At 70.9% G+C, this 22,504-nt stretch carries 19 protein-coding genes and 2 pseudogenes; 8 read left to right on the top strand and 13 right to left on the bottom strand.

Features of this window, described 5'->3' with window-relative positions; genetic code table 11:
- Window positions 1-18 precede the first annotated feature (18 nt).
- Window positions 19-435 carry a hypothetical protein gene (locus tag O7626_RS35670; RefSeq protein WP_278065367.1) on the top strand — a complete coding sequence of 139 codons (417 nt, stop codon included), beginning with the start codon at window positions 19-21 and terminating at the stop codon, window positions 433-435.
- A gap of 135 nt (window positions 436-570) precedes the next feature.
- On the opposite strand, the gene O7626_RS35665 is transcribed toward O7626_RS35670, so the two are convergent.
- Window positions 571-1,374: a GDSL-type esterase/lipase family protein gene (locus O7626_RS35665; RefSeq protein WP_278065366.1), complete on the bottom strand. Its 804-nt coding sequence runs from the start codon at window positions 1,372-1,374 to the stop codon at window positions 571-573.
- 407 nt (window positions 1,375-1,781) lie between these two features.
- Here O7626_RS35665 and O7626_RS35660 point away from each other — a divergent pair, with 407 nt between their 5' ends.
- Window positions 1,782-2,606 carry a CPBP family intramembrane glutamic endopeptidase gene (locus O7626_RS35660; protein WP_278065365.1) on the top strand — a complete coding sequence of 275 codons (825 nt, stop codon included), beginning with the start codon at window positions 1,782-1,784 and terminating at the stop codon, window positions 2,604-2,606.
- Window positions 2,607-2,792: 186 nt separating this feature from the next.
- On the opposite strand, the pseudogene O7626_RS35655 reads toward O7626_RS35660, so the two are convergent.
- Window positions 2,793-3,412: pseudogene (locus tag O7626_RS35655) on the bottom strand (alpha/beta hydrolase); the annotation flags it as partial.
- A 335-nt stretch (window positions 3,413-3,747) separates the two neighbouring features.
- Here O7626_RS35655 and O7626_RS35650 point away from each other — a divergent pair.
- The 4 genes and pseudogenes from O7626_RS35650 to O7626_RS35635 all read left to right on the top strand — a co-directional run.
- On the top strand, window positions 3,748-4,296 hold the full coding sequence (locus tag O7626_RS35650; RefSeq protein ID WP_278065364.1) for a PadR family transcriptional regulator: 549 nt from the start codon (window positions 3,748-3,750) through the stop codon (window positions 4,294-4,296).
- A complete protein-coding gene (locus tag O7626_RS35645; RefSeq protein ID WP_278065363.1) occupies window positions 4,293-5,033 on the top strand; it encodes an ABC transporter ATP-binding protein in 741 nt (246 codons plus the stop codon). Before O7626_RS35650 ends, O7626_RS35645 begins: the two co-directional genes overlap by 4 nt.
- A gap of 2 nt (window positions 5,034-5,035) precedes the next feature.
- A complete protein-coding gene (locus tag O7626_RS35640; RefSeq protein ID WP_278065362.1) occupies window positions 5,036-6,838 on the top strand; it encodes an FtsX-like permease family protein in 1,803 nt (600 codons plus the stop codon).
- A gap of 222 nt (window positions 6,839-7,060) precedes the next feature.
- A pseudogene (locus O7626_RS35635) lies at window positions 7,061-7,300 on the top strand (type II toxin-antitoxin system VapC family toxin); the annotation flags it as partial.
- A gap of 221 nt (window positions 7,301-7,521) precedes the next feature.
- On the opposite strand, the gene O7626_RS35630 reads toward O7626_RS35635, so the two are convergent.
- The 4 genes from O7626_RS35630 to O7626_RS35615 all read right to left on the bottom strand — a co-directional run bounded on the left by O7626_RS35630 (window position 7,522) and on the right by O7626_RS35615 (window position 11,699).
- Entirely contained in the window at window positions 7,522-8,757 is a 1,236-nt protein-coding gene (locus O7626_RS35630; RefSeq protein WP_278065361.1) for a DUF6596 domain-containing protein, read from the bottom strand.
- Window positions 8,754-9,134 (bottom strand): YciI family protein, encoded by a 381-nt coding sequence (locus O7626_RS35625; protein ID WP_278065360.1) that lies wholly within the window; start codon window positions 9,132-9,134, stop codon window positions 8,754-8,756. Before O7626_RS35625 ends, O7626_RS35630 begins: the two co-directional genes overlap by 4 nt.
- Window positions 9,135-9,356: 222 nt before the next feature.
- Entirely contained in the window at window positions 9,357-10,952 is a 1,596-nt protein-coding gene (locus tag O7626_RS35620) for an MFS transporter (RefSeq protein ID WP_278065359.1), read from the bottom strand.
- Window positions 10,953-11,024: 72 nt separating this feature from the next.
- Window positions 11,025-11,699, bottom strand: coding sequence for a class I SAM-dependent methyltransferase (locus O7626_RS35615; RefSeq protein WP_278065358.1), 675 nt, complete (start codon window positions 11,697-11,699; stop codon window positions 11,025-11,027).
- Window positions 11,700-11,981: 282 nt separating this feature from the next.
- On the opposite strand from O7626_RS35615, the gene O7626_RS35610 reads away from it, so the two are divergent.
- Window positions 11,982-12,563, top strand: a complete 582-nt coding sequence (locus O7626_RS35610) for an XRE family transcriptional regulator (protein WP_278065357.1) — start codon at window positions 11,982-11,984, stop codon at window positions 12,561-12,563.
- A 134-nt stretch (window positions 12,564-12,697) separates the two neighbouring features.
- On the opposite strand, the gene O7626_RS35605 is transcribed toward O7626_RS35610, so the two are convergent.
- The 6 genes from O7626_RS35605 to O7626_RS35580 form a co-directional block, all read right to left on the bottom strand.
- A complete protein-coding gene (locus O7626_RS35605; protein ID WP_278065356.1) occupies window positions 12,698-13,120 on the bottom strand; it encodes a DUF6069 family protein in 423 nt (140 codons plus the stop codon).
- Complete coding sequence (locus tag O7626_RS35600; protein WP_278065355.1) at window positions 13,113-13,580, bottom strand: SRPBCC domain-containing protein; 468 nt, start codon at window positions 13,578-13,580, stop codon at window positions 13,113-13,115. The genes O7626_RS35605 and O7626_RS35600 overlap by 8 nt, the downstream gene beginning before the upstream one ends.
- Window positions 13,580-13,921 carry a metalloregulator ArsR/SmtB family transcription factor gene (locus tag O7626_RS35595; protein WP_278065354.1) on the bottom strand — a complete coding sequence of 114 codons (342 nt, stop codon included), beginning with the start codon at window positions 13,919-13,921 and terminating at the stop codon, window positions 13,580-13,582. Before O7626_RS35595 ends, O7626_RS35600 begins: the two co-directional genes overlap by 1 nt.
- A gap of 114 nt (window positions 13,922-14,035) precedes the next feature.
- The gene (locus tag O7626_RS35590; RefSeq protein ID WP_278066465.1) at window positions 14,036-15,982 is read right to left on the bottom strand and encodes an ABC transporter ATP-binding protein; all 1,947 of its coding nucleotides are present in this window, start codon (window positions 15,980-15,982) and stop codon (window positions 14,036-14,038) included.
- 152 nt (window positions 15,983-16,134) lie between these two features.
- The gene (locus tag O7626_RS35585; RefSeq protein ID WP_278065353.1) at window positions 16,135-17,868 is read right to left on the bottom strand and encodes an ABC transporter ATP-binding protein; all 1,734 of its coding nucleotides are present in this window, start codon (window positions 17,866-17,868) and stop codon (window positions 16,135-16,137) included.
- 34 nt (window positions 17,869-17,902) lie between these two features.
- Complete coding sequence (locus O7626_RS35580; protein ID WP_278065352.1) at window positions 17,903-18,559, bottom strand: TetR/AcrR family transcriptional regulator; 657 nt, start codon at window positions 18,557-18,559, stop codon at window positions 17,903-17,905.
- Window positions 18,560-18,696: 137 nt separating this feature from the next.
- Here O7626_RS35580 and murD point away from each other — a divergent pair, with 137 nt between their 5' ends.
- On the top strand, window positions 18,697-20,124 hold the full coding sequence (murD, locus tag O7626_RS35575; protein ID WP_278065351.1) for a UDP-N-acetylmuramoyl-L-alanine--D-glutamate ligase: 1,428 nt from the start codon (window positions 18,697-18,699) through the stop codon (window positions 20,122-20,124).
- A 144-nt stretch (window positions 20,125-20,268) separates the two neighbouring features.
- Here murD and O7626_RS35570 read toward each other — a convergent pair whose 3' ends face one another.
- On the bottom strand, window positions 20,269-22,278 hold the full coding sequence (locus tag O7626_RS35570; RefSeq protein WP_278065350.1) for a cell wall-binding repeat-containing protein: 2,010 nt from the start codon (window positions 22,276-22,278) through the stop codon (window positions 20,269-20,271).
- Window positions 22,279-22,504: the final 226 nt, after the last annotated feature.

Raw genomic sequence — 22,504 nt, 5'->3', positions numbered from 1 at the left:
TTCCGGTCCGACTACGACGTGACGATTGCGGTTGCGGAGCAGGCGCAGCCCTGGCGGCACAGCACCCGCACGGACACGCTGGACGAGGTGGTCTGCACCGTGGAGGCTCTCGCCGACACATCTACGCACTGGCAACGGTATGCCTATCGCGGTGCGAAGGTGTTGCTGGACCGCCTGGACGGGGGCATCGCCGAGCTGACTTCGTCCCTACAACAAGCACCTACGGTGGGAGCTACAGCAGAAAGCTTCCCGCTTCCCGACCTATGGAACGCAGCGTTTGTGCCGGATCGCGTCGGAACGGCTTCGCTGCGGCTGTTTCCTGCGGTTGAGACCCTGGCCTGTCAGCACGGCCACGCCGATGTGTTCGAAGCCTGGGGAAGCGATATCGAGCTCATCCATGCCTTCGTCGACACCGCGGTGCCTGGCCGCTCCTGACGACTCTCCTGACAGCGCCTGGGCGCACTCTTTCTGCCGCAACCCGCGTACGTCGCGTCAGCTCGGCCCGTCACGCTCGGTGGCCGACCTCCAAATGCCAAGTCGGCGCCCGGAACTGCCGGAGAGTGTGCGAGGTCAGTTGGCGGTGGTCAGCCATTGAGCGGCGAGTTCGGTGATGATCGCGCCGCCTCGGTCGTTGAGGTGGATGTGGTCGACGTGCAGTTCGCGCCCGCCGTTGCGGGAGACCTCGTCCCAGCTCTGACCGAACAGGTAGTGCTGGGCCGCTGCGCCGAAGGCCAGCAGGAAGCTGAAATCGTATGGTGCGGGGTCGCCGCCGCGCTGCCTCAGGAGGTCGGCCAGTTGCTCGTGTACGGGCAGGTAGTCGACCTGGGCACGGGCTGCGGTTTCTCTGATCACGGTGTTGTACGCGGTGAGTTTCCGGTTGAGGGCGGCGTCCAGGTCCTCGCCCAGCGGCGGCAGGGACAGCAGCGCGATCCGGGCGGTGGTGCGGGACTTGACCCGCTCGACGATCGCATCGAGGTTTTCCCGGTACTGATCCAGCGGTACACCATCGCGCACGTCGTTGCCGCCGATCAGGATCATGACCGCGCTGGGGCGGCACGCGACGATGTCGGTGTCGACCCGCCGGCGCAGGTCGGCGCTGGTGTCGCCGTTGATGCCGGCGTTGACGAACTCGTACTCGCGGTGTTCGGGCCGTTCGCGAAGTGCGCCCACCCAGTCCGCGCCGAGCCTGCCCTGAATCGAGCTGGAGCCGGCCGCGACGACTGCGGGACGCGCGTCCGGCCTGCGGCCGTCGGCGCAGGCTTCGGCTGGTGGATTGGCCGGCGGCCGGCCGAAGGCGAGGTACACGACGGTGCCTGCGGCCCCGAGTACGCCGACGAGCAGCAGGCACGCGGCGATGATGATCCGTCTTTTCATGGTCGGTACCCCAGCGAGCTGGTGTGGCCGGCGGTGGCCAGGGTGCCCGGGCCGTCATGTGTCTGCCCGCAGGATGTCATGGCGAACCGGTGACGTGGTGGCACTGCCCGGACAGCCCGCCGAGCGCTGAAATGGATGGGCATGTCCACCACGCCGGTCGTCGCACCGAACGGCGCTGCCATCCGACGGCTCGATGTGCTTCCCAACGGCACGGTGTCCGCTGGTGAGCCCAGCTACCGGTTCGAGCCCCGAAAGGACCTCTCCCGATGGACGCACCAAGATCCGGTGGGCCCCGAGACACGACGCGACACCCGAACACTCCTGCCGCGGACAGTTCGGGTCCCCTGACGCAGCCGAATTCCCGACCAGCCGTCGACAGCTCCCGACCGTTCGGTGCCCACCTGCGGATGAGCTGGTGGAAGCCGCTCGTGGTCATCGTCGTGCCGCCGCTGGCGATGTTGCTCCTCCAGGTGCTGCTCTACCTGCTCGTCGGCGTCATCGAGAACAGCGACGACCCGATGGCGGCCACCTTCACGCCGTTGAAGTTCCTGGCCGTCAACCTGAGTGTGGGCACGGCGGGCGTACTGGCGATCCTGCTCCTGGTGTGGATCGCCAAGGTGCCGTGGCGCAGCCTGATCAGCTCACCACGAGCCTTCGACGCGCGCCGCCTGACCTACTACCTGATCGGAGCGGCGCTGCTGGTCAGCGCCGGGATCGGGGTCGTGGCGCTGGTCGCACCCGAGGCCCCGGGCTGGACCGCCTTCGGTGTCACCGGCACGACGGTCGCCATGCTGGTGATCGTCCTGCTGAGCACCCCGATCCAGGCCGTCGGCGAGGAGCTGATGTTCCGCGGCGCCGTGCTGCCCGCCGCCGCATCCTGGGTGCGGGCGGTCCGCCCAGCCCTGGTCGTCGGGCTCGTCGTCTCCAGCCTGGGCTTCGCCGTGGTCCACGGGTCGGCCGACCCCTGGCTGTTCGGATACTACACCCTGATCGGGATCAGCACCGACCTGATGGCGATCATCAGCCGCGGTATCGAGGCGCCGGTCGCCTTCCACGTCGCCAACAACGTCCTGTTCACGACCGTCAACACGGTGATGGCGGACGGCGAGGGCTTCGCGATCGACCGGTCCACCGACACCGGCGACGCGTCCCTGCTGATCCTCGGCGCCGTCAACGTCGCCATGGTGCTGCTGGTCTGGCTGCGCGAGCGGCGGGCTCGGGCCACAGGCTGACGATTCTGAGGGTACGGTTCGGCCGTGCCCCGACCGCTGATCTTCCTCGACGTCGATGGCGTGCGCTGCTGCACCGCGTCGACCCGCATCTGGGACTGACCGACAACGACGTCGGGGCAGTACGCCGATGGTTCGAAGAGCGGGACAGGACTGCCTGATCGCCTGCCGGCGGGGCCCGGCCCGCGACTAGCGGAGATGCCGGGCGAAGAACCCGGCCGCGTCCTCCCCGGCGAACTGCGGGACACCGGTGTGTCCGCCCATGTTGGCGTGCAGCGTCTTCTCCCTGGAGCCGAAGGCGTCGAACAGGTCCAGGGCCGTCTGCCGGTCGTTTCCTTCGTCGTCCCACTGCAGCAGGACATGCAGCGGAATGCTGACCTGTCGAGCCTCCTCGAACATGGCACGCGGCACGAAACTCCCGGCGAAGAGGCCGGCGGCGACGATGCGCGGCTCGACCACCGCAAGCCGGATGCCGACGGAGATCACTCCCCCCGAGTACCCGACCGGGCCACCGACTTCGGGCAGCGACAGCAGGGCGTCCAGGGCGGCCCGTGCCTCCGGGGCCGGTCACCGCTACCGGGCAGCTCGATGGTGGCCGCGGCGAAGCCCTCCGCCGCGGCGAGCCGGGCCCGCGCCACCAGGCGGGGGTACATCCTGCGCAGTCCCAGCGGGGGGTGACCGAGCAGGATCAGCGGGACCGGTGTGGATGCGGATGCGGATCCGGGCGTCCACAGGATGCCGGGGATCTCGCCGAGGGTGAATTCGCGTTCGAGGACGCCGCCGTCGAGGCACTGCTCGGTGGTGAATCGCGTGGTCGTGCCCTTCGGGAGTGCTCGTGAACGGCGCTCCCGGACGACCTATCGTCCGACCGTGACCCCGGAGGGGAGCACCCATGTCGAAACGTTCACGGGTACCACCTCCTCGGTCTCTCGCACGGCCTCCCGAAAGCTAGCACCGGCCGCCGTGATCCGCCACACGTTTTCTCTGCGGCCGGTGCAGCAGGGTGAGAGACAGCCGGACAGCACGCCCATGTGCTCGGCGGCGAGCCGCTGTCGCCGTCAGCGGCCGCGTCCGTACAGCCTGTCAGCAGATTTGACAGCCCTATAGCTACCGGCTATCTATTAGCGGTCCGCGACGAAGGGGTGTGCCTGGGGTGCAGGACGTGGTGCTGGCCATGCTGGCGAAGGAGCCGGCGTACGGGTACGAGTTGCGCGGCCGGATGCGTGCCGCGCTCGGCCCGCTGGGCGAGTCGATGAACGCCGGGCAGATCTACGTGGCGCTGACCCGGCTGGGCAGGGCCGGCCTGGTGACGTCGGAGCGGGCCGACGGCCTGCCGGACCGGCCCGACCGGCGGGTCTACGCGTTGACCCCGGCCGGACAGCAGCGGGTCGCGGGCTGGCTGGCCGAGGTGAGCTGGCCGAGGCCGGACCTCACGGAGTTCCACCTGAAGCTGGTGGCCGCCGCCGCCGGCCGGCTGGCTGATCCGGTGGCACTCGTCGACGCGCAGCGGCGCGAGGTGCTGCGCCGGCTGCGCGACACCCAGCGGGCCGCGCTCGACCGGTCGGTGGACCCGGTCGCCGGACTGCTGCTGGAGGGCGTCGTACTCCGGCTGCGCGCCGACCTGGAGTGGCTGGAGGCATGCGAGCGCATGTGGACCGAACGTGGTCGGACTGGGCGGAAGGCGGAGGCATGACCGGATCGATGGCGTTGCGGGCGCGCGGGCTGACCAAACGGTACGGCTCGCACAACACACTGGTACGTGCCGTCGACGAGGTCGACCTGGACGTGCCCGTCGGACAGACGTTGGCGGTCATGGGCCCGAGCGGCTGCGGCAAGTCCACCCTGCTGCACCTGCTCGGCGGGCTGCAACGCCCGACCGACGGGCAGGTGTGGCTGGCCCAGCACCGGGTCGACACGATGAGCGAACGGGCCCTCGCCCGGCTGCGGCGCGACGGCGTCGGGTTCGTCTTCCAGTCGTTCCACCTGATGGACGAACTCACCGCGGTGGAGAACGTCGAGCTGGCCGCGCTGCTGGCCGGCCAGTCCCCGGGGCGGGCCCGCAAGCGGGCGATGTACCTGCTGGACCGGGTCGGGCTCGCCGACCGCGCCGCGCACCTGCCCTCGGCGCTGTCCGGCGGGCAGCGCCAGCGGGTCGCGATCGCCCGCGCGCTGAGCAACGAGCCGCTGGTCGTACTCGCCGACGAACCCACCGGCAACCTGGACAGCACCGCCACCCTGGAGGTACTGCGGCTGTTCGAGGAGTTGCACGCCGCCGGACAGACTCTCGTGGTGGTCACCCACGACGCCCGCATCGCCGCGGTCGCCGACCGGGTGATCTCGATGCGCGACGGCGCGTTCGCCGACGACAACCAGTACGCCGGCACCACCGCCGGCACCTCCGCAGGCACCGTCTACGACGGGCGGCGCTGAAGATGTCCGGCCGCCTCCTGCTCGTCTGCCGGCTGCTGGTGCGGGACCTTCGCCGCCGCCGGACCGAGGCCGTCCTGCTGCTGGTCGCCATCACCGCCGCCACCGCCACGCTGACCCTCGGCCTCACCCTCAACGAAGTCGCCGACCGGCCGTACCAGCAGACCCGGGCCGCCACCGCCGGACCGGACGTGATCGTGACACCCCGGGCGACCGGCCAGGCCGCACTGGACGAACTCGCACCGATGACCACCGCGGCCGGCGTCACCGGTCACAGCGGTCCCTTTCCGATCGCCTACCTGACGATGACTGCCGGCGGTACGTCGGCGCAGACCGTCGTCGAGGGCCGGGACACCGCGCCGGTGTCGATCGACCGGCCCGCCGTGACCGACGGCACCTGGGTACGCCCCGGCGGCGTGGTCGTCGAGCGTGCCTTCGCCGACGCCCTCGGCATCCGCGTCGGCGACATGGTCAGCATCGGCGACAGGGCCGTCGGCGCCGACGACACGGTCAGCGCCGACGGCCCTCCGCTGCGCGTGGTCGGGACCGCGGTGACCGCCGCCAGGGCCACCTATCCGTACGCCGGGTGGCACCATCCGGGCAGTGTCCTGGTCGAGCGCGGCGGCCTGGTCTGGGTCGACCGTGGTGACCTGGCCAGGCTCGCCGGCGGCCGGCCGCTGTCGTACACCCTCAACCTGAAACTCGCCGACCCGGCGGCCAGCACCGCGTACGCCGTCGGCGACCAGCTCACCATCTGGCAGGCGATCGACGACCTGAACGGCCGGCTGTACGGCGACGCGCAGCGGACCCTGCTCGTCGGCAGCTGGCTGCTCAGCGGCCTTGCGCTGGCCGGCGTCGCCGGCATCGTCGCGGGCCGGATCATCGGCCAGCGCCGCCGGGTGGGACTGCTGAAGGCCGTCGGCGCCGGACCGGCCATGATCGCCGCCGTCCACCTCGCCGAGTACCTGGTGATCGGACTTGTCGCCGCCGCCACCGGTCTGGCGGCGGGCTGGTTCGCCGCGCCCGTACTGATCCGCCCGAGTGTCGGACTCATCGGCTCCGTCAACGCCCAGCCACCCACGCTGCGCACGGTGGTCGCCAGCACGGCTCTCGCCCTCACGATCGCCGTGGCGGCGACGCTGCTGCCTGTGGTGCGCGCCGCCGCCACCAGCACCGTGCACGCGCTGGCCGACGCCGCGACGCCGCCGCGCCGCCGGTGGTGGCGCATCTGGCTGTCCCGGCATCTGCCCGCCGCCCTGCTGATCGGGGTACGTATCAACGCCCGCCGGCCGCGCCGGGCCCGGCTGGTCACCGTGAACACCCTGATCACCACGACCGCGCTCGTCGCCGTACTCATCATGAACAGCCGGGTGGAGAATTTCGACCTCGGCTACACGGAACTCGCCAACCCCCGCACCGAGCGGATGGACCAGGCCCTGCTGGTCGTGGTCGTCGTGCTGTGCGTCCTCGCGCTCGTCAACGCCGTCGTGAGCACCTGGACGGCGGTCCTGGACGCCCGGCAGCCGCTGGCCGTCGCCCGGACGCTCGGCGCCACGCCCGCACAGGCCGCCCTGGGCCTGGCGGTGGCGCAACTGCTTCCCGCCGTACCCGGCGTCGTCGCGGGGATCCCGGCCGGGATCGGACTCCTCGATCTGGTCAGCCGCGCCGAGGTCCAGCGACCACCCAACTCCTGGCTGGTCGGCACCGCGATCGGCGTCCTGTTCGCCGTCGCCGCGCTCACCGCCGTCCCCGCGATGCTCGCCACCCGGCGCCCGGTCGTGGAAACCCTCCGGTCCGCACCGACCTGACAGCCGGGCACCGTCGTGCCGAGGTCTCGGGTCAGCTGGCGAGCCGGGCGCGGCGCCCCGTGGAAGACGTGGTAGCCGTCGGGTCGACCCGTCGCGCTCGGCGGCGACCTCCGGTGCCAGTCGGCGCCGGGAACGTGCCTACGAGCAAACATCTGGTCTTGTTGGGCGGGTAGATGGGCCCAACTGTGATCCGGTGCGACCTCCAGGGAATCGTTAGCACCCGTCAAGCAGGCCGTCGGGAAGCTCGCCGGCCCGACCGACCTCGCCGAACAGGTACGGGACATCGGCTTCGGTGAGCTGCCGGTGACCAACGCACACACGATCGCGGCCGGTCGTCTACCCCCACACCACCGAGATCCCTTCGACCGGATGCTCGTGGCACAGGCCAGCGTCGAGGGTATGACGGTGGCCTCCCGCGACTCGTCGATGGCACTCTACGACGTGGACATCTTGAAGGTGTGACAAGCCGGTCCACTCGACCGTAAGGGGTATGACCCGCGCCCCAGGCGCGGCAGGCATGCAGCCGATCCGGACGGCACCGGCATCATCCACGAGCCCACGGTAGCCGTCCCAGCGATGGCCGCCACCAGGCGTCCGGTCGTGGAGACCATCCGGTCCGCACCGACCTGACCGCCGGGCACCGCTCTGTGTCGAAGTCCGGGGTCAGGTGTCGAAGTCTCCGGTCAGCTGGCGAGCTGGTCGCGGCGGCGGGTGAGGTAGGCCCGCTCGGCGGGGTTGCCGGCGAGGCCGATCGCCCGGTCGTACGCGACCCGCGACTCGCCGCCGCGACCGAGCCGCCGCAGCAGGTCGGCGCGGGCGGCGTGCAAGGCGTGGTAGCCGTCGAGGATCTCGGCGAGCCGGTCAACCTCGGCGAGCGCGACCCCGGGGCCGTCGACCTCGGCGACCGCGACCGCCCGGTTGAGCCGGACGATCGGCGAGGGGTCGAGCAGCACCAGGCGGTCGTAGAGGGTGGCGATCGTGGCCCAGTCGGTGTCCCGGGCCGACGGGGCATCCGTGTGGACCAGGTTGATCGCGGCCTGCACCTGGTAGCGCCCGGCCGGGTCGCCGCCGGCCGCCACCGCCGCGATCCGCTCCCGGAGCAGCGCTCTCCCCTCGGCGATCAGGCTGCGGTCCCAGGCGCCACGGTCCTGCTCGTCGAGGGTCACCAGCTCACCGGTGCGGGACACCCGCGCCGGCCGCCGGGCGTCGGTGAGGAGCATCAGGGCGAGCAGGCCGGCGACCTCGCCGTCGTCCGGGAGGAGGGTGCGGAGCAGGCGGGCGAGGCGGATCGCCTCGTCGGTGAGGTCGACGCGGACCGGGTCGTCCCCCTCGCTGGCGAGATAGCCCTCGTTGAAGACGAGGTAGACGACCGCGAGTACGCCGGCGAGCCGCTCGCGGATGTCGTCGGCCGACGGCACCCGGTAGGGGATGTGCGCCGCCTTGATCTTCGCTTTGGCTCGGGTGATCCGGCGCGCCATCGTGGTCTCCTGCACCAGGAAGGCGCGGGCGATCTCGGCGACGGTGAGGCCGCCGAGCAGGCGCAGGGTGAGCGCCACCCGGGCTTCCGTCGCGAGCGCCGGATGGCAACAGGTGAAGACCAGTCTGAGCCGGTCGTCCCCGACCGGGCCGGTCGGCTCGGCGGGGGTGTCGTCGTACACGATTCGGGCCGCTCGGTGCTTGGCGTCGCGCTGCGACTCGCGACGGAGCTGGTCGATCGCCTTGCGGGCCGCAGTGGTGGCGAGCCAACCGCCGGGATTGGCCGGTACGCCCTCGCGCGGCCACCGCTCCGCAGCCGTCAGGAACGCCTCGGCCGTCGCATCCTCGGCGATGTCGAGGTCGCCGAACCGGCGCGCGAGGGCGGCGACCACCCGTGCCCACTCCTCGTGGTGGGCACGGGTGATCGCCTGCTCGACGGTCACCTCTGCGCGGAGCCGTTACGCCGGGCCTCCCCGCGGCCCGGGAACCGGTGCACCTCCTGCGGCCAGTCGAGCGCGGTCGCGAGCCGGCCGGCCCAGTAGCGTGCCGTCTCGTCGTCGGGCACGTCCACCACGGCGAAGCCGCCGAGGTGCTCCTTGGTCTCGACGTACGGGCCGTCGGTGAAGACGGGCTCGCCGTCGACCGACTCGACACTGCAGATCGCGGTGGAGCGGTCCAGCGCGCCGTTGCTGAAGATCAGGACGTCCTCGGTCCGCATCTCCTCGACCACGGCCCAGCCGGCTACGCCCTTCGCGCGCAGTTGCTCCGCCGTGTGCTCGGGCACCCACTCGTCGTTGAAGGTGATCAGGTACTCCGCCATTGTCGTCTCCTCTCGGTGCCCGGACGGGGGCCTTCCCCGACTCCTCGGGGTGCGGTGGCCAGCCGGCCGCCGCACACTCGTTCCACGAACGGCCACCCCCTGATACGACACCACCTGGCAACTCTTCTTCGAGGCGGGCCCCGACCGCTCGTCCGGGACAGATCCGGTGACGCATGTCTTCGTCGCCGGTGCCGCCCTGCCGCCGCACAGCGCCGGTTCGGGCTAGCTGGTGACCACGGTCGAGGTTTCCGATTCGTCTGCGGCGATGTCGTCGGCTGCCGTGCCACGGCGGGGTCCTCGGACGACGATGTAGACGAAGAGGACGGCCATGACCACGGCTCCGGCCCACATGGCCTGCTGCCAGCCGTCGACGAACGACTCTTTCGCAGCCTGCAGCAGTCCTTCGGCCAGTGGCCCCGCGTCACCGGCGACCGCGACGGCGTTCGCGACGCCCTCCCGGGCGGTGTCGGCCGCCTCGGCGGGCACGCCGTCGAGCCGGGTACCGATCGCGTTCTGATAGCCGGCGGAGAGGACCGCACCGAGCAAAGCGACACCGATGGCGGTGCCGAACTCGCGGGTCACGTCGTTGAGTGCGGAGGCGACACCCTGGCTTTCGCGCGGCAGCGAGCCGGTGATCGCCTCGGTGGCGGGCGTCATGGACAGGCCCATGCCCAGACCCATGGCGAGCATGCCGGGCAGCACGGAGAGGTAGCCGCCGTCGACGGAGACGAGGATCGCCATCATGGCGAGTCCGGCGCCGCCGACGAGGATGCCTGCGGCCATGGTCGCGCGGCCGCCGATCTGGATACCGGCCTTCGGGGCGAGACCGGAGGCGAGCATCATCACCAGCGCCATCGGCATCATCGCCAGGGTCGCCTGGAGCGCGGACCAGCCGAGCACGGCTTGCAGGAACGGGAAGAGCACCACGAAGATGCCCGCCTGTACGCCGAAGACCGCCAGCAGCACGAGCGATCCGCCGGCCAGGCCACGCTCGCGGAACAGCCGGATGTCGAGCAGCGGCGCCGGGTGACGCAGTTCCCAGACGGTGAAGCCGGTCGTGGCGGCGAGACCGCTGGCGAGCCCGAGCAGCGTGGCAGGCTCGGTCCATCCGATCACCGGGCCCTCGTGCAGCACGAAGATCAGGGAGAGTACGGCGATGACCGAGGTCACCGAGCCGACGGTGTCAAAGCGGTGCCCGCTGTACCGGTGGGAGTTCGGGACGGAGCGGACGACCATGACGACCGATCCCAGGACGAGCGCGACGGGTAGGGCGAAGAGCCATCGCCAGGTGGCGACGTCGACCAGCAGCGCGGAGAGGTACATGCCGAGGATGCCGCCGCCGCCGGCGACCGCGGTCCAGATCCCGATGCCCTTGGCCCTTTCCTTCTCGGGAAAGGTAGAGGTGATCACGGCAAGCGTGACCGGCATGATCATCGCCGCGCCGACACCGGACAGCAGCCGGGAGGCGAGCATCATCTGCGAGGAGGTCGCCAGGGCGGCGGCCACGTTCGCCACGCCGAAGATGACCAGACCGATCAGCAGCATCGGCTTGCGGCCGCGCCGGTCCCCGAGGGCGCCAAGCGGCAGCAGCAGTGCGGCCAGCGTCATGGTGTAGACGTTGATGATCCACAGAACCTCGCTCTGCGAGGCGTCGAACTCGACGGCGAGTTCCGGCTGGGCGACGTTCAGGCCGGTGACCGAGGCGATCACGGCCATCAGTGCCACGCAGACCGCGACCAGGATCGTCCGGCGCTGGCGCGGGTCGTCGACCGTGGCGTGACCGGCCGCAGTCGGGGTCGGGGTCGGCTTGATGGTCATGGGATTCCTTCGGGTAGGCAGGGGGCAGTACGCCGGGAGCTGTCGGCTCCCGGCGTCGTCGGATGGTTGGGGTCAGTGCCGGCGGTGGGCTCTGACGACGACGTCGTGCACGGCTACCGTGTGGCCGCCGGGACCGGGCAGGGATCGGTGCCTCTCCTGCGCGGTCACGATCTCCCACCCGGCCGGGTCGAGGCGGCCGGTGATGTCGGCGGCTGTCACGGACGCCGAGGCAGGCGGCTCGGTCCCACCGTGGTCGTGGCCGTGGCCGTGGTCGTGGTCGTGGTCGTGGCCGGCCATGGAGTTCTGGTCGCGGTGGTGCAGGCGGCCGACAATGAGCAGGGTGCCGCCGGGGGCGACCCAGGACGCGATGCGGTCGTAGAAGTCCAACTGCGGCATCGCGGGATGCGCGTAGTGCGTGGTGACCAGGTCGTACCGGCCGGGCGGCTGCCAGGTGGACAGATCCGCCTCGACCCATCTCACCTTGCCGTTCACACCGGCGGCGGTGGCGCGTCCGGCCGCGTGCGCCAGCGCCGCGGCGGCGATGTCGACGGCGGTGACCTGCCAGCCGCGGGTGGCGAGCCAGATCGCCTCGGCTCCGGCACCGCAGCCCGCTTCCAGGGCTGTTCCGGGCGGCGGATCGCCGACCTCACGCACCAGATGTGGGTTCGCCTGGCTGGCAGCCATGGCTTGGGCCCGGTCCCCCCGCCAGATCTGGTCCCAGTACTGCCTGTCGAACGCGTGCGTCATCGAGCTTCTCCCCCGGTGACGACGGAGTCCCGGCCTACTGCCACGGCCCGGCCCGGGTCGTGCCGCACGGCTCCCGTGCGACGTGCCCGGGTCAGCGGCACGGCGGCGCTGAGGCCGGCCGCGCCGCCTCGCACGATCACCACAGCGCGAATCTCACTCGTCTGGCCTGTCACTGGCCGACCTCCGGTCGAGAGCGCGGCTGCCCTTCGGCACCGGCTCCTCGAGGATGCGGAGTAGTCCGACGATGTGGCAAAGAGTTTTGCCGAATGGCAAAATGGCTGCATGGACGACCCGACCAGACACACCCTCGCGGCCGTTGGACCACGCCTCAAACAGCTCCGTCAACGGCGCGACATCACCCTGAGCGACCTCGCCGATCGAACCGGCATCTCGATCAGCACGCTGTCCCGACTCGAAGCCGGCCTCCGGCTTCCCACCCTCGAACAGTTACTACCCCTGGCCCGCGCGTACGGCGTCACCCTCGACGAACTCGTCGACGCACCGCAGACCGGCGACCCACGCATCAACATGCGGCCGATACCCACCACCGATGGCAGGATCATCGTTCCCCTGACCCGCCGTCCCGGCGGCATCCAGGCCTACAAGTTCGTCCTCCCCACCGGACGCGACGACGACGAGCCCCGGCTGCGCACCCACGAAGGTTACGACTGGGCCTTCGTCCTCAGCGGCAAACTCCGCCTCGTCCTCGGCCAGCACGACCTCATCCTCGGGCCCGGCGAGGCCGCCGAGTTCGACACCCGAACCCCGCACTGGTTCGGAGCCACCAGCGCGGGGCCCGTCGAGTTCCTCAGCCTCGTCGGCAAGCAGGGCGAACGCGCACATGTCCGGACAACCGCCTCATAGCACTGCGGCGGTGGGCAAAACTCAGGTCCGCGACCTGGTCGAACACGGCTTCCACCCGTAGCCGGAGATCTCCGTGCTGAACTCCCGGCTGCGAGGTCGGGCGGCAGGTCCGGCCCCGCGCTGGCGACGCCCGATCAAGCCGCGCCCCGACTCGGCCCGGCCCGGCGTCGTGGGTCGAGGGCGGGTACCGCGACAAGGATGATCGGGACGAGTGTCAGGTGGCAGAGGGCCAGGATCGTCTTGCTGGTGGCATCCAGGTCGGCGGGCAGGGTCATCACCGCGATCGTGACGACCGCCAGCGCCGCGCCGACGATCGTCGCGACCCGGCTGATCCAGCCGGCGAGTGGGGCCAGCAGGGCGACGGCGGCGAGGCCGACCAGCAACGGTACGGCGCTGAAGCCGGCGACGGTCAGCGCGTCGACCTCGGCCGGTCCCTGTGGGGTGGTGAACCGGAACGTGCCGCCGGCCGCCCGGCCGACGGCGTAGAGCACGAGGTTGCCCAGCACCGCCGCGACGACGGCGAGCCCGACGATGCCGGGCCGGGGAAGCCTACGCATCCGAGCCGGCCCGGCCGTGCTCCCGGACCAGGTACGCCTCGATCCGGGCGAACGCACCCTGCCACACCTCGCCGACGAAGAAGTCCCGGACCTCGGGTGCGGGGAAGCCGCTCTGCACGACGGTCATCAGGGTGCCGCCGTCCCGCTCCTCGAAGGTGACCTCGACCCGGGTAGTCATGGTCTGCCCGTCCGGGCTGCTGCCGGTGGACTCGGTGACGAGCCGGTGCGGGCGGTCGATCTCGACGAAGGTCTGCGTCTCCCGGAACAGCATGTCCGGGCTCGGTCCCCAGACGGCGGTCTGCTGGCCGCCGATCCGGAGGTCGACCTCGATCTCCACGATGCCGGGTTGTTCGTCCAGGATGCCGTACCAGATCTTCTGCTTCTCGGCGTCGGTGTATGCGTCGAAGACCTCGTCCGGCGTGGCCGGGAGGTGTCGGGTCGTGCGCAGGTCGAGTGTCATCAGTCCTGTTCCTTCGTGCCTCGTCGCAGGGTCAGGTAGGCGTCCAGGCCGTCCAGGCGGCGGACCCAGAGGCGCTGGTAGAAGTTGATCCAGGCCATCGCGTCGTCCAGCGGGGCTTCCCCGAGGCGGCACTGCCGGGACCGGCCGACCTTCTCCGTCACCACCAGGCCGGCGTCTTCGAGCAGCTGGACGTGCTTCTTCATGCCGGTCAGGCTCATCCCGGCGGGCTCGGCGAGTTCGCCGATGGTGGCCGGCCCGTCGCCGAGCCGGACCAGGACCTGTCGGCGTGTGGCGTCGGCCAGGCAGCCGAAGACCCGATCGAGTACCTCTTGCTGAACCATGCGGTTCACCGTACAACACTGAACCTTACGGTTCAACATTGTTGAAGGACAGCGCCGGCGGGCGCGTCGGCAGCGCGCCCGCCGGCTCGGTGTCGCCGAACCCGCGATCCCGGCTCAGGCTCGCTGTCGGGGTGCCCCGGCGGGCACCCCGGCCGCACCGGCCGGCACCGCCGGCTCGACGTCGGCCACCGGCTGGGTGAACTGGGCCTGGTAGAGCCGGTGGTACGCGCCCCGCGCGGTGAGCAGCTCGTCGTGGCTGCCCTGCTCCACGATCCGACCCTGCTCCATCACCAGGATCAGGTCGGCGTCCCGGATGGTCGACAACCGGTGCGCGATCACGAAACTCGTCCGGTCGGCCCGCAACGCCGCCATCGCCCGTTGCAGCAACACCTCTGTCCGGGTGTCCACCGAACTCGTCGCCTCGTCCAGGATCAGCAGCGACGGGTCGGCCAGGAAGGCGCGGGCGATGGTGATGAGCTGCTTCTCGCCCGCGCTGACGTTGCTGCCCTCCTCGTCGATCACCGTGTCGTAGCCGTCCGGCAGGCTGCGTACGAACCGGTCGACGAAGGTCGCCCGCGCCGCCGCCAGGATCTGCTCCTCGCTCGCCTCCGGGTCGCCGTACCCGATGTTGTCCCGGATCGTGCCGCCGAACAGCCAGGTGTCCTGCAACACCATGCCGATCTCGCCGCGCAGGGTGTCCCGGCGCAGCTCGGTCAGGTCGACCCCGTCCAGGGTGATCCGCCCGGCGTCCAGCTCGTAGAAGCGCATTACCAGGTTGACCAGGGTGGTCTTGCCGGCCCCGGTCGGCCCGACGATCGCCACCGTGTGCCCCGGCTCGGCGACCAGCGACAGGTCGTCGATCAGCGGCTTGTCCGGCTCGTACCGGAACGAGACGTGCTCGAACTCGACCCGCCCGCGCCGGTCGGTCAGCCGGGCCGGCTCGGCCGGGTCCGGGCTCTGCTCGTCGGCGTCGAGTACGTCGAAGACCCGCTCCGCCGAGGCGACCCCGGACTGGAGCAGGTTCGCCATCGAGGCGATCTGGGTCAACGGCTGGGTGAACTGCCGGGAGTACTGGATGAACGCCTGCACGTCGCCCAGTGTCATCGCCCCGGAGGCGACCCGCAGCCCGCCGATCACCGCGATCAGCACGTAGCTCAGGTTCCCGATGAACATCATCGACGGCATGATGATCCCGGAGACGAACTGGGCGGCGAAGCTCGCCTTGAACAGCTCGTCGTTCTTCGCCCCGAAGGCCGCCTCGACCTCGCGCTGCCGGCCGAAGACCTTCACCAGCTCGTGCCCGGTGAACGCCTCCTCGATCTGGCCGTTCAGCACGCCGGTGTGCGTCCACTGTGCGATGAACTGCTTCTGCGACCGTTTCGCGATCTGCTTGGTGACCAGCACCGACACCGGCACCGCGACGAGTGCGACAACGGCCAGCAGCGGCGAGATCCAGAACATCACCCCGAGTACGCCGATCACGGTGAGCAGCGAGGTGAGCAGTTGGCTGAGCGTCTGTTGCAGGCTCTGCGCGATGTTGTCGATGTCGTTCGTGACCCGGCTGAGCAGCTCGCCCCGGGGCTGACCGTCGAAGTACGGCAGTGGCAGCCGGTTGAGCTTCGCCGCCACGTCCGACCGCAACCGCCGGATGGTGGCCTGCACCGCGTTGTTCAGGATGTAGCCCTGTAGCCAGCCGAGCAGGCTGGCGGCGAGGAAGAGCAGCACCGCCAGCAGCAGGACCTGGCCGAGCCGGGCGAAGTCGATGCCGACGCCGGGGACGACCTCCATCTTCAGCAGCAGTTCGGCGTAGCCGTCGTTGCCGGCCGCCCGGGCACCCTCGGCGGCCTGCTCGGCGGTGGTACCGGCGGGCAGCTGCCGGCCGATCAGCCCGGCGAAGATCACGTCGGTGGCGTACCCAAGAATCTTCGGCCCGGCCACCGACAGCCCGACGCTCGCGACCGCCAGCAGCACCACCGCGACCAGCGCGAGCCGGTGCGGCCGGAGCAGGCCCAGCAGCCGCCGGGCCGACGGGCCGAAGTTCATCGACTTCTCGGCCGGCATGCCGGCGTTCGCCCATCCCGGGCCGCCCCGGGGGGCTCCGCCGGGCAGCCGGGCCGGGGTGGCCTGCGCCGTCTTCCGGCCGTTCCCGCCCAGCACGCTCTGCTGGCCGTTCCCGCCCGGCGTGCTCTGCTGGCCGTTCTCGCTTGGCGTGCTCACGCGGTCACCCCTACGGTCAGCTGGGACTCGACGATCTCGGCGTAGGTCGGGCAGCTCGCCAGCAGCTCCTCGTGCCGGCCGGCGCCGACCACCGCACCGTCCTCCAGCACGATGATCTGGTCGGCGTCCAGGATGGTGGAGACCCGCTGCGCCACGATCACCACCGCGGCCCCGGCGGTGACCGGTTTCAACGCCGCCCGCAGCCGGGCGTCGGTGCCGAGGTCGAGTGCCGAGAACGAGTCGTCGAAGAGATAGATCTCCGGACGGCGGACCAGGGCACGGGCGATGGCCAGCCGCTGCCGCTGCCCGCCGGAGAGGTTCGTCCCGCCCTGGGCCACCGGTGCGTCCAGCCCGTCCGGCAGCTCGGCGACGAAGTCGCGGGCCTGGGCGACCTCGAGGCTGGCCCAGAGTTCCTCGTCGGTCGCATCGGGGCGGCCGTAGCGGAGGTTGCTGGCGATGGTGCCGGAGAAGAGGTACGGCCGCTGCGGCACCAGGCCGATCCGCTCCCAGAGCAGGTCGGGATCCAGCTCCCGGACGTCCACTCCGTCGACGAGTACCGCCCCGGCGGTGACGTCGAAGAGTCGGGGTACCAGCCCGAGCAGTGTCGTCTTGCCCGCACCGGTACTGCCGATGATCGCCGTCGTCCGGCCGGCTCCGGCCCGGAACGAGACGTCCCGGAGCACCGGCGCCGCCGCGCCCGGGTACTGGAAGCTGACGTCCCGCAGCTCCAGCTCGCCCGCACCGCGCACCTCGCGGACCGGCTCCCGGGGCGGGACCACCGACGACCCGGTGCCCAGCACCTCCATGATCCGTTCGGCGCAGACCGCCGCCCGGGGCACCATCATCAGCATGAAGGTCGCCATCATCACCGACATCAGGATGAACATCAGATAGGTCAGGAAGGCGGTGAGCGCCCCGATCTGGATCTGCCCCGCCTCGATCCGGTGCGCGCCGAACCAGAGCACCGCCACGCTGGAGAGGTTCAGCACCAGCATCACGATCGGGAAGATCAGCGCGCCGAGCCGGCCGACCCGCAGCGCGGTGTCGGTCAGGTCCTCGTTCGCCGCCTCGAAGCGGCGGGTCTCGTACGGCTCCCGGACGAACGCCCGGACCACCCGGATGCCGGTGATCTGCTCCCGTAGCACCCGGTTGACGGTGTCGATCCGGGTCTGCATCAGCCGGAACTGCGGCACCATCCGGCTGATCATCAGACCGATCGCCAGCACCAGCACCGGTACGCAGACAAGCATCAGCCAGGAGAGCCCCACGTCCTCGCGCAGGGCCATGACCACGCCGCCGAGCAGGGTGATCGGCGCCGCGACCAGCATCGTGCAGGTCACCACGACCAGCATCTGCACCTGCTGCACGTCGTTGGTGGTGCGGGTGATCAGCGAGGGCGCGCCGAACTGGCCGACCTCCCGGCCGGAGAAGCCCATCACCCGGTGGAAGATCGCCCCGCGTACGTCCCGGCCGAAGCCCATCGCGGTGCGGGCCCCGTAGTAGACGGCCGCGATCGAGCAGGCGATCTGCGCCAGGGTGACCAGCAGCATCCAGCCGCCGGTGCTGACGATGTAGTCGGTGTCGCCCCGGGCGATTCCCTTGTCGATGATGTCGGCGTTGAGGCTGGGCAGGTAGAGCGAGGCCATCGTGCCGACGAGTTGCAGCAGCACCACGGCGGTGAGTGGCCGGCCGTACGGCCGCAGGTAGTCGATAAGTAGTCGATTCAGCATCGACGATCCCCCGAATCGGTGACGCGGTGGCCGGTCATGACCGGTCCGGTTGGTGGTCTTCGGCGCCCTGTCCCGATCCGTTGCCGGTGCGTTCGCGGACCCCGTCGAGGAGTACGTCGGCGATCGTCTCGGGACTGAGCGGTCTGTTGTCGGTGATCCTCGGGTGCGAGCCGGCGAAGGTCAGCAGTCGCAGCAGGCGGGCCACCTCGGGCAGCGGACAGCGGAAGCGGTCGGCGTCCGGCTCCAGCACCCGGACGATCGCCTGGTAGATCTCCTCGTTCGGCGGCTGGTGCCCGGACGCGCCGCCCGGCCGTTTGGTCGAGTCCTCCGGCGGCCCGTGCATGCCGACCGAGTGCAGCAGGTTGAAGATGCTGGTGAGCCGGCGTTGCAGGATCGAGGCCAGCTCGACCAGCCGCTCCCGCAGTGGGGTCGACAGGTCGATCGCGGCCAGTTCCGCCAGCAGTGGGGCCGGGTCGAGCGCGGTCTCGACGGCGACCCGGACCAGCCCGTCCTTGTGCGGGAAGACCCGGAAGATGGTGCCCTCGGCGACCCCGGCCGCCTCGGCGATCTGCCGGGTGGTGACCTTGATCCCGTGCTCGGTGATCAGGGCCAGGGTCGCGGTGACGAGTGCGGCCCGCCGTTCGTCCGGCGGCAGCGGCCGGGCCCGGCCCGAGGGGGTCTGCGAGTTCACGGCGGCAACACTACTGAGTGAGTCACTCACTCACAAGCGAATTTCCGGAAGCGGTTGTGGAAGCCGGGCGACGTCCCGGCCCGCGGCCCCGGAGGCCGGGACTAGAGTTTGGGCGCGTACCGGAGGGAGTGGGTCAGGTGCAACTGGCAGATCTGCGCGGCCGTCGGGTCGCGGTCTGGGGCACCGGCCGGGAAGGCGTCGCGGCGATCAACGCCATCGCCCCGGTCGGGCCGGCCGAACTCGTCGCGGTGATGGACCGCGAGACGTACGCCGCGAAGCCCTGGACGGGCCGGCTCGCCGAACTGGCCCCCCTGCACACCGGCCCCGCCGCCCTGGCGGTGCTGCTCGGCTCGGACGTGGTCGTCCGCTCCCCGGTGATCGGCGAAACCCACCCCTGGGTGGTACGCCTGCGCGAGCGCGGCATCCCGATCACCAGCGGCACGGCGCTGTGGATGGCCGAGCACGCCGCGAACGCGATCGGGGTCACCGGCAGCAAGGGCAAGAGCACCACCACCAACCTGATCAGCCACCTGCTCACCGCCGTCGACCGGCCCAACGTGATGGGCGGCAACATCGGGGTACCGATGCTCGACCTGCCGCCCGCGCCGCGCTACGTGCTGGAACTCTCCATGTACCAGTGCGCCGACCTGACCGACTCGCCCGAGGTGGCCGTACTCACCTCGCTCGCCCCCGAACACCTGGACTGGGCCGGCGGCGAGGCCGAGTACTACCGGAACAAGCTGAACCTCGTAGAGCACGGTCCCCGGTGGGTGGTGTTCAACGCCCACGACGACCGGCTGCGTACCGAACTCGCCGCCCGGCCCGGACTGCCGCTGCTCCCCGCCGGCACCGCCGTCGACCCCGGAGCCGCCGAACCCGCCTCCCAGGCGACCACCGAACCCGCCTCCCAGGCGACCACCGAACCCGTCTTCCAGGTGACCGCCGAGCCCGACGGCACCCGCTGGGTACGCCTCGGCGACCGGCCGCTCTTCCCACGCGACGCGCTGCCCCTGGTGGGACGGCACAACGAGGGGAACCTCTGCGTGGCGCTCACCGCACTGCGGGCGGTCGGCGTCGACTGTGTCGCCGAACGGGACCGGCTCGCCGCCGCGCTCGGCACCCTGCCGGTCCTGGAGCACCGGCTCACCCCGATCGAGGACCCGTCCGGGATCACCTTCGTGGACGACTCGCTCTCCACGATCCCGCAGTCGGCGATCCACGCCATCGAGGCGTACGCCAACCGGCCGTTGACCGTGATCGTCGGTGGCGAGGACCGGGGGGTGGACTACGGCCCGCTGCGGGACTTCCTCGCCGGGCAGGGGATCGTGGCCACCCTGATCGGCATCCCCGACAGCGGTCCCCGGATCCTGGACGTGGTCAAGGACCTGGGCACCATAACCACGCTGGCCGCCGAGGACCTGCCCGAGGCGGTACGACTCGGCCGGGAGCGAACCCCGGCCGGCGGAGTGGTGCTGCTCTCCCCGGCGGCACCCAGTTACGGCCGGTTCGACAACTACGCGCACCGCTCCCGGGTCTTCCGCCAGGCAATCGAGGAGACCCGCTAACCCCGCCGCTCGCCGGGCCGAAGAGTGCAAGGAAGGGCCCCTTCTTATCGTTTTCTGTTGTAGAGGGGGCCCTTCCTTGCACTCGGACGACGAGAAGGGGCCGGTCTGTCGACCGGCCCCTTCCTTGTTAAACCGTCCTGCTGGTTACCGCTGCTCGAGCCGGTCCTTGAGACCCTCGACAGCCGCCTCCAGCTGCTCCGGGGTACGGACCTGGCTGGGGTCGGCCGCCGCCGCGCGAGCGGTGGAGGAGGTGCCCCGGTCGAGGTCGACGATCCCGATGTTGGTCGGGTTGTTCACCACGGTGTAGCTACCCGGGCCACTGATCCAGCTGCCGATCGGCGCCTGCTGCCCCGCCGAGACGACCGCGGCGGACCCGAAGATCAGCGCGGTGTCCAGCGACCCGCTGTGCTCGTCCAGGAACAGCTCGGGCTCGAAGGAGAGCGTCGAGCTGTTGCCCTGGGTGAGCAGCAGCGGACCGTTGATCGTCGCCATCAGGGCACCGCCGGAGAGCGCGTCCGGCCAGTTGGTCCCGGTGGCGAGACCGGCGAAGTCGGTGCCGCCGAAGAACGACCACGCGACGAAGAGCGAGGTCTCGTAGCGGCTGTCCCCGTAGATCTCGATCGGGAAGTACGGCAGCGTCGCCCCCGCACCCTGCTTGCCGATGCCGACGATCTGCGACGTCGACCGCACCCGGTCCAGGTAGGTCTTGGTGCCGGCCGTCAGCGCGTAGTCGTTGGTGAGCACGACCACCGCGGACTGGCCGCTGCCCGGCACGTTGAACGAGCCGGCCGCGGCACCGGCCGCGAGCGCGTCCGGGAAGTTCATCCCGGTCGCGGCGAGCACGTAGGTCGGGTTCGGGTTGATCTCGTTGGCGATCGCGACCGAGGTGGTGAAGCGGTCCGAGCCGGCGATCCGCTCGGTCTGGTAGCCCAGCGCCTTGATTCGGTCCTCCACCGCGGTGGAGAGCGCACCGGGGCTGCCGAGCAGGTAGACGGTCTTGCCGAGCGGCAGGATCCGCTTGATCTCGGCCTCGATGTCCGCGTTCAACGCGGTCGGCGTGGTCATCAGCAGCGGGCCCTGCTTCGCGGCGGCCAGCGCCGCACCGCCGAGCGCGTCGGCGAACACGTCCGACCGGGAGAGCACGACGGCGTCCGCGAACTGCCGCGCGTCGCCCTGGTCAGCCGCGGTCGCCCAGTGCGCCTGGGAGACGGCGGTGCCCGTGGTGAACCGGTTCGCCCCGGCGAGCCGGGCCACGGTGTCGGTCCGGCGCGGCTGGTAGGAGGGCACCCCGGAGAGTCCGGACACCGGGGTCGGGTTCGCCGCCCCGCTGCCGTTCGCCGGTGCGGTCGCCACTCCGGAGCCGTTGCTGAAGGCGATGGTGTTGCCATCCGGCGACCAGGTCGGGTGGTCGTGGGTCACCGCGTTCGAGGTGATCGCGATGACGCCGGTGCCGTCGATGTCGGCAGCGTAGATCTGACCGCCACGGACGAACGCCACCCGCTTGCCGTTCGGCGAGACGGACGGGTTGCTCGCGTCGTCCAGGATCTCCTGGAAGCTGCTGCCGTCGAAGACGCCGACCTCGGACGGCCCGGACGGTGCGTCGGCGCTGCCGCCCTGCACCTGGTAGACGAAGAGCGCACCCGGGCCGGAGTCCGGGTTGAGGTAGTGCCGGCCGTCACCCGGGGTGATCTGGCGCGGCGGGAAGCCGCCCGAGGCGACCTGCGCCTCGATCCGCCAGGGCGAGCCCGCCTCCTTGGCCGACCAGAGCACGCCGATGCCCTCGCTCCGGTAGACCGGGCTGCGGTACTCGACGTCCGGCGCGCCGTCCCACTTGGGCGAGACCCACCACCAGTTCCCGCCGTCGTTGTGCCGCAGGGTGGCGATGTCGCCGCTCTCGGTGGCGAAGATCGCCCGGCTGCCGTCCGGTGCCCAGGCAGCGCCGTTCACCGTGGTGATGCCCGAGTCCTGGTTGCCGAGTCGCAGCGTCGAACCGCCGTTGAACCTGATGGTGTCGGTGCCGTTGCTGGCGCTCAGCACACTCCCCGAGCCGGGGTGGCTCGCCTGGGCCGCCGTCGCACCGACAAGAGCGGTGGTGGCGCTGAGCGCGACGGCCGAGGCAAGCGCCAGCGGCCGGGAAATAGAACGTGGAGGCAAGGGGACTCCTCGCAACAGAAACGCGTCGCACTGCCCAGATAGGGAACGGTTGCCCCCCCGTGGGGCGACGCCTGGACAACCTTAAGGGTTTCTTTATTCCGCGCGCTGCCCCGTTTCGCTTCCGTGTCCCAAGTTGGTCCGTTAGGCCAGTCACACTCCGACGATCCGGCGGTTCGTAGCCCGATCCGGCGGTCTGCGGCCCCCGAAAGCCATGGTGTAGCACGGT

This window comes from Micromonospora sp. WMMD1102, from assembly GCF_029626265.1.
GTDB lineage: Bacteria > Actinomycetota > Actinomycetes > Mycobacteriales > Micromonosporaceae > Plantactinospora.
The sequence above is the reverse complement of the archived record's forward strand: the minus strand, read 5'-3'. Positions and strand labels throughout refer to the sequence as shown.